This window comes from Polynucleobacter sp. 78F-HAINBA, assembly GCF_018882325.1.
Classification (GTDB): Bacteria; Pseudomonadota; Gammaproteobacteria; order Burkholderiales; family Burkholderiaceae; genus Polynucleobacter.
In genome coordinates, this window is sequence record NZ_JACVOQ010000001.1 from 81,395 (window position 1) to 93,484 (window position 12,090).

Below are 12,090 nucleotides of genomic sequence, written 5' to 3' on the forward strand. Positions count from 1 at the left end.
TTCTCCGTGATGGGTTTATTTCTGAATGGGCTCTATTTTGCCTTGTTCTAGCTGACTGAATTGCCTAAAGCCTTAGAAACCACCTCTTTCACATCTGCAGAGAGGGTTTCGCATGCTGCCACCTGCCTTAGGGCTGACAGCATCTGCTCCTGATAAACCGGGGCAAACTGACGCCAGCGATCCAATCCCCTGGCCAAACGAGCAGCAACCTGGGGATTGATTGGATCTAAGGCAAGAACGGATTCAGCCCAAAATGCATAACCACTGCCATCCACTTGATGAAAGCTAGCGGGGTTGTTCATACAGAAAGCATGAATCACGCTACGAACCCGGTTGGGGTTATTCATCTTGAAAGCTTCGTGCTCACGCAAATGTTTGACTTCACTCAAGGTAGATTCAGCGTTCGCTACCGGAGGTCTGCTCGATTGCAATGCAAACCACTTATCAATCACCAAAGCATCATCAGCAAATCGGGTATAAAAATCTTCCAGACAAGCTGCAGCCGCTTTGCATCCATGAATCACTAAGCCAGCTAAGGCGGCGTATCGGTCAGTCATATTGTCAGCATTCTGATATTGATTGACGGCCATAGGTGCCCAGATCAACGGATCGGCTTCAAGCAGCATGCTGAGTGCAAGATTCTTCAAAGCGCGCTTGCCAGCACTTGCTGCATCAGGATTAAATGGTCCTGGCGTTTGCATCTGTTGGTAGAGAGCCGCCCACTCAATTCGCAAGTCGCTCGCAATAGCGTGACGGAAAGCGCGACGGGCAGCATAAATCTGTTGGGGATCAACGCTTGCGCACTGCTCATATAGATAAGTCTCAGCAGGCAAAGTCAGTGCCAGCTCTTTGAACGCAGGATCTAACTCAGGATCAGTCAAAAGAGTGCGATAAGCCTCAATCAGCTCCTTATCAGGTAAGCGATTAGCCAAAATCATTTGCATTGCTAGTTTCTGACCAGCTTCCCAGCGATTAAAAGCATCGTCATCGCTCGAGAACATAGTCAGTAGGTCGGCCTCACTTTGATCAAAATCTAAATTGATCGGGGCTGAAAAATTACGATTGATCGACAGCACTGGGCGACTTGTCACTTGATCAAAAGTCCAGGTTTGCTGATCTTGAGTTAACTCCAATAATGTCTCGACCTGATCATCTGCAGGAGTCAATAAGCGCATCTTCAATGGAATATGAAACGGCTTGCTATCTTTGTTCCCCGTATTTGCTGCAGGGCTTTGCGTCAAAGTAATTTGATATTGCTTTTTGTCCGCATTGTAGGACTCTTGCACCTCAACCTTAGGGGTGCCAGCCTGACTATACCAATTCTTGAACTGGGAAAGATCGCGGTCATTGGCATCAGCCATCGCCGCCAAGAAATCATCACAAGTAACTGCTTGGCCATCATGACGCTTGAAGTACAGATCCATGCCTTTGCGGAAACCCTCCACACCTAATAGGGTTTGATACATACGCACGACTTCAGCACCCTTCTCATATACCGTCACAGTGTAGAAATTATTAATCTCTTGATACTCGTCTGGACGAATTGGATGTGCCATCGGACCCGCGTCCTCAGGGAACTGCAGTTGACGCAATAAGCGCACATCCTCAATGCGTTTTACCGCCCTGCCAGATTCACTACCCATTTGATCGGCCGAGAACTCTTGATCACGGAATACAGTTAAACCCTCTTTAAGAGATAGCTGAAACCAATCTCGACAGGTAACTCGGTTGCCCGTCCAATTATGGAAGTACTCATGGGCTACCACGCTTTCGATGTTGGCAAAATCAGCATCCGTTGCAGTTTCTGCTTGAGCAAGAACATACTTGGTATTGAAAACATTGAGACCCTTGTTTTCCATCGCACCCATATTGAAATCACCTACCGCCACAATCATGAAGCGCTCGAGATCGAGCTCAAGACCGTAGCGCTTTTCATCCCAGTGAATAGATGCAATCAAGGAGTCCATTGCATGACGGGTCTTTTTCAAGTCATGTGGCTCAACCCAAATCTGCAATAACTTTTTTGCGCCACTACTGGTGGTGATAGTTTCTTCAATGCACTCGAGCTTTCCAGCAACTAAGGCGAATAAGTAAGATGGCTTTGGAAATGGATCTTCCCAAACAGCGCTATGCCAACCATTGGGTAATTTTTCAGTGGTAATGAGATTGCCGTTGGATAGCAATACCGGGCACTCTGCCTCACGAGCACGGAGCGTTACGCGATAGCGTGCCATCACATCCGGTCTATCGAGGAAGTAAGTAATCTTTCTGAATCCCTCGGCCTCACACTGAGTAAAGAAATTGCCATTCGAGACATACAGACCCATGAGGGAGGTATTTTTCTCAGGCACACAAACGCAGATGATCTCAACAACAAAAACTTGCTTACCTTCATTGGGCAGAGCATGAATCGTTAATGTTTCTGGAGTCAACTCAAACTGACGGTGTGCTTCACCATTAATACGCAAACTCACAAACTCAAGTTCATGACCTTGCAATACCAAAGGCGTACCAGCCTCATGACCAGCGCCAGGAAGAACCTCTAGGCGACTCTTCACAATCGTCCTAGCAGGATCTAAAGCAATGTCTAACTCAACCTGTGAAAAGGTGTAATTGGGAGCGCGGTATTCGAGCCTGCGAAAGCTCTGTGGCAGATCAGTTTTCATAGGGCAATTTTAAGCCCCATGGAAAAATTCGACCTAACCCCAAATAAGGGTGGCAATACCGATAGCGATGAAGGTCACAGCAGCTACAGCATGTACCCACTTAATAGGTATACGTTTGGTGAATTTCTGACCAATCCAAACAGCCGGGGCATTAGCCAACATCATCCCCAAAGTGGTGCCAACCGTCACAGAAAAGACATCGGAATATTTTGCGCCCAAGGCGATCGTAGCGATCTGGGTCTTATCCCCCATCTCCGCTAAGAAAAAGAGCCCCACTGTCAGCATAAATACCTGAAAGGCCTTATCAGCCACCTTGGATCCCGCTGCATCATCTATATGATCCGGCACCAAGAGCCAAAGTCCAATTCCCAAGAAGCTCAAGCCCAAAATCCACTTAAGCAAATCCGGACTCATAAAGGTAGTTAACCAGCTCCCCAATAAAGCTGCGCAGGCATGATTGGCAATTGTCGCAATCAATATACCGCCAATAATGGCGAGCGCCTGTTTTGGATAACGCGCAGCCAGCATCAAGGAGAGTAATTGAGTTTTATCACCCATCTCAGCGAGAGCGACTACACCAGTAGAAAGTGCTAATGCAGATAAGTCCATAAATTCAGCAGTCTTCACATTTACAAAAAGTTTTAATCTACTGAAATCATAGCGGATAAATATGACAACTTTTGACCTGACTGCAAACGCTAGCATCCCAAAGGATGCTAGCGTTACTCAAGACCTCTTATGCTGCCAACAACTCCTCTGCCGTTACAAAGTCAACTTTCTGCGCCTTAGCTACTGGCTCAGAAGTGAGGTTACCTCGATGCACGCTCAAGCCATTTCGCAGATGATGGTTATGAGAGAGCGCCTTCACCATTCCACTATTAGCCAAGACCTCAATGAATGGGTAAGTTGCATTCGTTAAAGCAAAGGTGGAGGTTCTGGCAACCGCTCCTGGCATATTCGCAACACAGTAATGCAGCACACCATCTACGATAAAGGTAGGATCTGCGTGAGTAGTGGCTTTAGATGTCTCAAAGCAGCCGCCCTGATCAATTGCTACATCCACTACTACTGCGCCTGCTTTCATTTTGCGCACCATCTCTCTGGTCACTAGCTTAGGAGCTGCAGCGCCAGGCAACAATACGGCACCAATCACAACATCCGCCTCGCAGACTTCTAGCTCCACTAAGAGTGGGTCAGCATAGAAGGTTCTCACGCGATTGCCGTAGAGCATGTCAATCTGCCTTAAGCAATCAATATTGCGATCGAAAATGCAAACGTCTGCACCCATACCCACGGCCATTTGCAGAGCGTTTCGCCCCACTACGCCCGCACCCAATATGACTACCTTTGCAGGCGCCACTCCTGGTACACCCGCCATCAAGATACCTAAGCCGCCATTTGTTTTTTCCAAATGCGTAGCAGCCGCCTGAATCGACATCCTGCCCGCAACTTCACTCATTGGAGCTAATAGCGGTAAGGCGCCAGTACAGGAAGTTACGGTCTCGTAAGCAATACAACTCGCACCCGAGGCAAGCAACGCCTTAGTCTGTTGTGGATCTGGGGCTAGATGTAAATAAGTAAACAGGATTTGGTCTTCGCGCAACATTGCGCACTCTTGCGGCTGAGGCTCCTTCACTTTTACCACCATCTCTGCTTTTGCAAAGACTTCAGCAGCGCTATTAATCAAAGTGGCTCCAGCTAAACGATACGATTCATCGCTCAGACCAATTTGCTCACCAGCTCCTCGCTGTACTAAGACTGAATGACCTTGTTTACATAAGCCCCTCACATTGCCTGGGGTTAAGCCAACACGAAATTCATTATTTTTTACTTCTTGAGGTACGCCAACAATCATTTATGTCTCCTTATTTGAATTCACGACTCAGTTTTGTTTTGCGATGCAAGCCAACGATGTAGAACATGGCGAGATACACACCTAATAAGCACGGACCTAAAACCAATGCAATCCGCGCATCCTCATGAAAGCCCATCAACACCACCACTAGGGCAATAAATGCCAATGCGAACCACGAGGAATAGGGCCACCATGGCGCGCGATATGCCAACTCGGCAACCTGGGATTTTGTAAGTGAGCGACGGAATTGAATTTGAGTAAACAGAATGGCAATCCACACCATCAAACCAACGAAGGTAACGGCAGCCATGATGTATTGAAATGCCTTATCTGGAACAAAGTAGTTGAGTACCACTCCGGTCATACAAACCGCCACCGTTGCCATCACTGCACGATGTGGCACGCCGTATTTGGATAGCTTCGCAAATGGTGAAGGTGCATAGCCATTAACTGAGAGTGCATACAAGAGACGACCACCGCTAAAGATGCCGGCATTACAGGATGACAATGCCGCAGTAATCACTACGAAGTTAATGATTCCAGCAGCTTCACGCAAACCAATCCGCTCAAACATCACAACGAATGGACTGCCTTGTTGACCAACTTCATTCCAAGGAAAGATCGCCAAGATCACGAGGATTGCACCCATATAGAAAATCAAGATGCGCCACGCTAGAGAATCAATCGCCATCGGAATAGTCTTGCGAGGGTTCTCGGCTTCGCCAGCAGATAAACCAATCATCTCAATACCAACGTAGGCAAATAAAACCATCTGTAATGAAAGTAGCATCCCACTAATACCATTTGGGAAGAAGCCGCCGTGCTGCCATAAGTTACTAAAGCCAATGGGATTCCAGTCATTGGTAAAACCAAAGAAAATGACTGAACCACCCAATGCAATCATGGCCACAATGGCAACGACTTTGATGAGAGCAAACCAAAACTCAAACTCACCAAATACTTTCACAGCTATGAGGTTAATTAAGCCCATCATGAGAATGGAAGACAAAGCCCAGATCCACTGTGGCGTTTCAGGGAACCAAATTCCCATATAAATACCAACCGCAGTAACTTCAGCTATTCCAACAACGATCCAGTAAGTCCAATAACCCCAGCCCACCATGTATCCCGCAAGTGGTCCCACATAAGTATTGGCATAAGCTGCAAAAGAACCTGCTACCGGCTCATGAACTGCCATCTCACCCAGAGTGCGAAGGACGATGAAGGCAACAATGCCGGCCAGCAGATATCCCAACAAGATTGAAGGTCCTGCGATCTGAATCGCACTTGCAGAGCCTAGAAATAATCCAACCCCGATAGTGGACCCTAATGCCATGAGGCGAATGTGCCGCACTTTGAGGTGACGCTGTAAACCAGTTTGTTCAGTCTGCAAAAGAGACCTCCTTTCGATTTGTCGTTGGTAAATCACCAACGAGACAAAGTCTAGGGAGGACTGCGCTTCTGCACTAGAGGATAGAAATGCGCAAAGTTCCTAAATAAATAAATGTGATGCGATATAAATGAGCGCTCTACGAATGTACGAGCTCAATGGGGTATTAATTAATTTGGGATGACATCAGAATCCGTAATTTCCTACAGGGATTCCCCTTAAGGATTTGCTGGCTGATTTGAAGAAATCACTTGTTGGTCAGCAATTAGATTTAAAACTTCGGCGGCTGCAGCCAAACCGCAGGCAGCAGTAACCATCACTGTAGAACCATAACCAGAGCAAGCTAGGCCGCCACTAGCAACCCCTGCGCGAGGCTCGTGCGAGTAAATTGCGCGAATCCCAATTTTTCTTTTGAGATTTCTTGAAAAGCCGTGATCCTGTCGAAGACCTTGACGCACCTTTGCCAACAACGCATCTTGCTCAGTTCGAGAGAGATCATCACAGCTCACAGATGTAGGATCTGATTTTCCGCCAGCCGCTCCACACATCACCAAAGCACGCTGATTTTTGTTTGCCCAAACTGCTAAAGCAATTTTGGTTTGCACGGAATCCGTAGCATCTAAAACAATCGCATTTTCAGGAATCAAAGAATCTAGATTTTCTGGCTCCAAGAATGCATCATGAGTGGTGAGCTTGATCTCAGGATTAATGAGTCTAATGCGATCAGTCATGGCTTGTACTTTTGCCTTACCGAACTCGCCCTCAAGCGCATGCAACTGACGATTGGTGTTACTTTCGGCAATGTGATCAAAATCAATCAGGACAAGATGACCGATGGCAGTACGAGCTAAAGCTTCAGCAGCCCAAGAACCCACTCCACCCAATCCAGCGACGACGACTGTGGCATGACGAAAACGCTCACGCAGCTCTGGTCCATACAGCCGTGCTACACCCCCAAAGCGACGATCTCCCACACTGTCTTCTATCTTGTCTTCTGCCATAGCTTCTCTTTATACTGAAAAAATGGACTCCATCGCTCAACTCCGCAAAAACTATACCTTTGGCCAGCTTTCAGAGACCGAGGTGCCGCCCAATCCACTGAGCTTATTTCAAGTTTGGTTTGATCAGGCCGTCAAAGCAGAATGCCCTGAACCCAACTCGATGACTCTGGCAACAGCAGATACAGCAGGCAATCCATCAGCTCGTATTGTCTTACTAAAAGGTGCTGATGAGGCAGGCTTTACCTTCTTCACCAATTACGAAAGTCAAAAAGGTAAGGATTTGGCTGCTCGCCCCCAAGCCGCCTTGTTATTTCATTGGCACGAACTAGAGCGCCAGGTTCGCATTAAAGGGATAGTTGAGCGTGTTAGCGCCGCCGAGAGCGATGAATACTTCCACTCTCGCCCAGCCGCCTCCCGTATTGGGGCATGGGCTTCGCCACAAAGTGCCGAGATTCCCAATCGAGAATTTCTTGAAGAAGCTGAAAAACGTTTCGCAGCTGACTTTGGGGATAATCCACCAAGACCAGAGCATTGGGGTGGATATCGCTTACACCCTACTGAAATTGAATTTTGGCAAGGTCGACCTTCTCGCCTGCATGATCGCATCCACTACCAACTAGAAGGATCTAGCTGGCGAATTGCTCGTCTAGCGCCCTAGACTTATTGAAACTCTGGCGCAATCAGAGATTGAAACTTTGCTCTAAATTTTGCCAACTTAGGAGCAACTACTGCCATGCAGTAGCCCTGCCCTGGATGCTGACGAAAATAATTCTGGTGATAATCCTCGGCTGGATAAATAACCGGCGCCACATCAATTTGCGTCACCACTGGATTGGAATAGATCTTCTCCTCCTCCAGCTCTTTAACTACCTCATGGGCAGTTCTGCTTTGGCTATCGCTATGAGTGAAGATCACTGAACGGTATTGGGTACCATGATCATTACCCTGATAGTTCAAGGTAGTTGGATCATGAATAACAAAAAAGATTTCTAATAAATCACGGTAAGAGACTAGCTCCGGATCAAAATAGACATCAACTATTTCAGCGTGCCCTGTTTGACCTGAGCAAACAGACTCATAGTCAGGGTTTGACATCGCCCCTCCTGCGTACCCTGAAACTACCGCACTCACGCCAGAGATTTGCTGGTAAACCGCCTCTAGACACCAAAAACAGCCACCTCCCAGAGTGGCGCGTTCAAGGCTGGGGGGGTTTTTTAGGATGGTTTCGTTCATGCCTTTATCCTAATACCTTATTCAATCGTTTGCTTGCCACATAAAACCCCATGTCGATAAATCGCTTCACACTCCAATTAGATGAAATCAAGGCAGCTTATGCTGCAGAACCCAACCCTACACTAGAGGTTCGCCTTGAACGAATTGGGCGTATTGAGCAAATGATTTCCGCCAATGAAGAAAAAATCTGCAAGGTCTTGGCTGCAGACTTTGGTATTCGCCACTCGATTGAGAGTCGACTTCTAGAATTTCAGATGATTTATCAGGCATGCAAACATGTTCGCAAACATCTTAAAGAGTGGATGAAGCCTCAGCTAGTGGCAACGCCAGGATTCTTAGGCTCATCTCATGCTTGGACTCAAATGCAATCCATGGGTGTCGTTGGCATCATGAGCCCTTGGAATTACCCTGTGCAACTGGCGCTGGTTCCAGCCATTGCAGCATTTGCAGCTGGCAATCGCGTTTGGCTAAAGCCTTCAGAAAGAAGTTCACGCACATCTGGATTTTTGGCGACATTGATACAAGAATATTTTCACCCTAGCGAATTTTGCGTGAGCATTGGTGGCACGGATGTTGCCGAATCTTTCGCAGCACTCCCCTTTGACCACCTCTTTTTTACGGGCTCAGGAGAGATTGGTAAGAAAGTGATGCGCGCAGCTGCAGATCATCTAACACCAATTACCCTTGAGTTAGGCGGTAAATCGCCGGCGATTGTCGATTCCTCAGCTAAGCTCAAAGATGCTGCCGCTAGCATCATTTACGGCAAGCTGGTGAATGGCGGACAAACTTGCATTGCTCCAGATTACGCAGTAGTTCATGCAAGTGACTGCGAGGTATTTATTCAAGAGCTACAGAATGCAGCTCAAAAACAATTCTCCAATCCAGAGGAATTGACTGGTGCGATTGATGAGCAGCAACTAGCGCGTTGGCAGCAACTAGTTCAAGATGCGGTAGATCGGGGGGCACAAGCAATTCCACTCATCCATTCTGCTGATAACACTGAGTTGCCATTCACGCCCGTGGCACTCTTCAATGTTTCTGAAGATGCGCTCATCATGCAAGAAGAGATATTTGGACCGATCCTACCAATCGTGGCAATCAACGATATCGACTCGACAATTCGCTACATCAATGAACGTCCAAAGCCATTAGCTCTATACTGGTTTGGCAAAGATAAGAAAGTGATGCAGCGCATTCTGAATGAGACTTGCTCTGGCGGCGTCACAATCAACGACACCCTATTGCACGCAGCTATCGAAGATTTACCATTTGGCGGCATCGGTGCGAGCGGTATGGGCGCCTATCATGGCAAAACAGGTTTTGAGGCTTTTAGTCATCGCAAATCGGTTTTAGAAGTTCGCGGTTTCTTTGGCCTTAATTTCTTGCGTGGCACCAACTTGGCGAGGCCGCCCTACGGCGCTGGTGTTGAGCGCTTATTGCGTTGGATTAAATAATTGCTGACACCAGACTCAGGATTACAGCAAGAGTGTTGCGGCAAATCCAATTAAGAGCATTCCAACGATGAGCCAGAGAGCTGCGGCGTAACGTTGATGCTTTTTAAAGTAGCTAAGAAAAAACTGTCCCGCAAAAATCAAGCCCGTTAAGTAAGACATGCTGACCACTTGCAGAACTAGGGCAAGGTACAAAAAGGTATACATTGGATATGCGTACCCCGGCTGTATAAATTGCGCAAAAAAAGAGACAAAGAAAAAGATTGCCTTAGGATTAGTTAAGGACAAAGTTAGCGCAGCTATAGATGGGTGTAGCGCATTTAGATAATGAGCCCTGCCATCCCCTGTTGCAACTACCTTAGCACCGCGCCAGCGCTCGATACCATCTCGAATAAAACCATAGCCCATCCACGCCAAATAGGCGGCGCCCAGAATGCGTATGAAATTAAATGTCGAGGGCGATGAGTTCAGTAAAGTGGCGGCACCTAAGACAACACCAATCATCAGAATAGCATCGCCAATAAAGATTCCTAGCGATGCCCATACTCCTGCACGCCAGCCTTTGATTGATGCAATCGTCAATACGTAAAGAGAATTCGGACCCGGGAATAGGATGGTAAAAATCACACCCAGAAGATATGTAGGGAAATCAACAATGCCGACACTCGAGGGTGAAATAAACCAATCCATCAGCCCATCATAATTAAATTCGGGAAAACCCTTGTAATTAGCATCTGAAAATGCCATAATGGGAGGCTTTTTAAAGCAATTTGATTCATCGCCCCCCAGCTATATTTCAGCGTACCGTTTAGAAGTCATAAACACCGAAGTTCAAAAAACGCGCTGCCGCCTGTCTGATGGTCGATGCCTTTGACCATCACACTCAAAAAAACAAAGAGTGTATACACGGAGACATCCCTTAAAGGGATGTGTAATAGCATGACTTTTTCTAAAGAAACCAATCCCTCTGGAAATGATTTCCAGAATTTCGCCCTCGCGGCGCCACTCCTTAAAAACGTTGCTGAACTGGGTTACACCCAAGCCACTGAAGTGCAAGCTAAGGTTATTCCTGCAGCTCTCGCTGGCGGTGACTTATTGGTCAGCAGCCAAACCGGTAGCGGTAAAACCGCAGCCTTCTTATTGCCTTTGATTAATCAACTCATCGAAGACAACCCAAATGGCTCACCTGTACCAGGTCGCGCACAACCTAAAGTGTTAGTGCTCTGCCCTACTCGTGAATTAGCTCAGCAGGTTGCCGCTGATGCAGTGAACTTAGTTCGCGGCATGAAAGGCATCCGTATTGCAACCGTCATGGGTGGCATGCCTTATGGGAAGCAAATCCAAGCGCTGAAAGGCGCATTGTTAGTTGTCGCAACTCCTGGTCGCTTACTCGACCTGACCGATAGCAAAGCAATTCGCCTAGATGACGTCAAACAACTCGTTATCGACGAAGCCGATCGCATGCTCGACATGGGATTTGCTGATGATCTTGAGGCGATTGATAAGCGTTGTGCTGCTCGCACCCAAACATTGATGTTCTCTGCAACTTTTGCACCGAAGATTATGTCTTTGGCCAATGAGTTAACTACTAACGCTAAACGTATTGAGCTTGCTCATGCTGGCGAAAAGCACGCAAACATTGAGCAGAAGCTCCACTGGGCTGACAGCATGTCACACAAGCATAAATTGCTTGAGCACATTTTGGCTGATGCCTCTTTGGATCAAGCGGTTGTGTTTGCAAGCACTCAGATGGAAAGCGAAAAAATTGCTGACACCTTACGTGCCAATGGTTACGAAGCTAGCGCCTTACACGGTGCAATGCCTCAAGCTGTTCGTATGCGTCGTCTTGAGTCTTTGCGTAAAGGTCACACCAAGATTTTGGTTGCGACTGACGTAGCGGCTCGCGGTATTGATGTGCCACGTATTAGTCACGTGATTAACTTTGGCTTGCCAATGAAACCAGAAGACTATACGCATCGCATCGGTCGTACTGGTCGTGCGGGTCGTAATGGTGTTGCTATTACTTTGGTTGAACATCGTGATCGCGCCAAGATTCGCAATATCGAACGCTTTACACAGCAAGACATCGTTGCTTCTGTTATCGCTGGCCTTGAGCCACAAGCCAAGCCTAGCTTTGGTGGTGGCGGTGGTCGCCCAGGTGGCGGTCGCTCTGGTGGTGGCTTTGGCGGTGGCAATCGCTCTGGTGGCGGTGGTGGTCGTTATGGCTCAGGTGCTCGTTCAGAGTCTCGTTCTGGTGGCGGAGGCGGTGGCAATCGCTCAGGCAATCATTTCGAATCTCGCTCTGGTGATTCCCGTCCATCTGGCGACTCACGTCCTGCTGGTGGCAATCGTTTTGCTGATTCACGCCCTGCACGCTCTGGCGACTCACGTCCTGCTGGTGGCAATCGCTCTGGTGACTCACGCCCGTCTGCTGGTCCACGTTTTGCTAAACCAAAATCTGGCGGTCAACGTAGAAACTTTAGCGGTAGCTAAA

Annotated in this window: 10 protein-coding genes; 3 read left to right on the forward strand and 7 right to left on the reverse strand. The window is 47.6% G+C overall.

Annotated features, from left to right (window positions below; translation table 11 throughout):
- Positions 1 to 47: 47 nt before the first annotated feature.
- From pepN to ICN11_RS00400, 5 genes are all read right to left on the reverse strand, one after another.
- Positions 48 to 2,666 (reverse strand): aminopeptidase N, encoded by a 2,619-nt coding sequence (gene pepN, locus ICN11_RS00380; RefSeq protein ID WP_216228642.1) that lies wholly within the window; start codon positions 2,664 to 2,666, stop codon positions 48 to 50.
- Between the two features lie 33 nt (positions 2,667 to 2,699).
- Positions 2,700 to 3,275: a TMEM165/GDT1 family protein gene (locus ICN11_RS00385; protein WP_216228643.1), complete on the reverse strand. Its 576-nt coding sequence runs from the start codon at positions 3,273 to 3,275 to the stop codon at positions 2,700 to 2,702.
- Between the two features lie 127 nt (positions 3,276 to 3,402).
- Positions 3,403 to 4,521: an alanine dehydrogenase gene (ald, locus tag ICN11_RS00390; RefSeq protein ID WP_216228644.1), complete on the reverse strand. Its 1,119-nt coding sequence runs from the start codon at positions 4,519 to 4,521 to the stop codon at positions 3,403 to 3,405.
- A 10-nt stretch (positions 4,522 to 4,531) separates the two neighbouring features.
- Positions 4,532 to 5,857, reverse strand: a complete 1,326-nt coding sequence (locus ICN11_RS00395) for an amino acid permease (protein WP_304609469.1) — start codon at positions 5,855 to 5,857, stop codon at positions 4,532 to 4,534.
- Between the two features lie 272 nt (positions 5,858 to 6,129).
- Positions 6,130 to 6,912, reverse strand: coding sequence for a ThiF family adenylyltransferase (locus ICN11_RS00400; RefSeq protein ID WP_216228646.1), 783 nt, complete (start codon positions 6,910 to 6,912; stop codon positions 6,130 to 6,132).
- 22 nt (positions 6,913 to 6,934) lie between these two features.
- On the opposite strand from ICN11_RS00400, the gene pdxH reads away from it, so the two are divergent.
- A complete protein-coding gene (gene pdxH, locus ICN11_RS00405) occupies positions 6,935 to 7,570 on the forward strand; it encodes a pyridoxamine 5'-phosphate oxidase (protein ID WP_216228647.1) in 636 nt (211 codons plus the stop codon).
- Positions 7,571 to 7,572: 2 nt separating this feature from the next.
- Here the strand turns inward: pdxH and msrA are convergent, their stop codons facing one another.
- Entirely contained in the window at positions 7,573 to 8,145 is a 573-nt protein-coding gene (msrA, locus tag ICN11_RS00410; protein ID WP_216228648.1) for a peptide-methionine (S)-S-oxide reductase MsrA, read from the reverse strand.
- A gap of 50 nt (positions 8,146 to 8,195) precedes the next feature.
- Here msrA and ICN11_RS00415 point away from each other — a divergent pair, with 50 nt between their 5' ends.
- Positions 8,196 to 9,599, forward strand: a complete 1,404-nt coding sequence (locus ICN11_RS00415) for a coniferyl aldehyde dehydrogenase (protein WP_216863115.1) — start codon at positions 8,196 to 8,198, stop codon at positions 9,597 to 9,599.
- Positions 9,600 to 9,620: 21 nt separating this feature from the next.
- On the opposite strand, the gene leuE is transcribed toward ICN11_RS00415, so the two are convergent.
- Positions 9,621 to 10,343, reverse strand: a complete 723-nt coding sequence (gene leuE / locus ICN11_RS00420; RefSeq protein ID WP_216228649.1) for a leucine efflux protein LeuE — start codon at positions 10,341 to 10,343, stop codon at positions 9,621 to 9,623.
- Positions 10,344 to 10,535: 192 nt separating this feature from the next.
- On the opposite strand from leuE, the gene ICN11_RS00425 reads away from it, so the two are divergent.
- Positions 10,536 to 12,089: a DEAD/DEAH box helicase gene (locus ICN11_RS00425; protein ID WP_216228650.1), complete on the forward strand. Its 1,554-nt coding sequence runs from the start codon at positions 10,536 to 10,538 to the stop codon at positions 12,087 to 12,089.
- Position 12,090 lies beyond the last annotated feature (1 nt).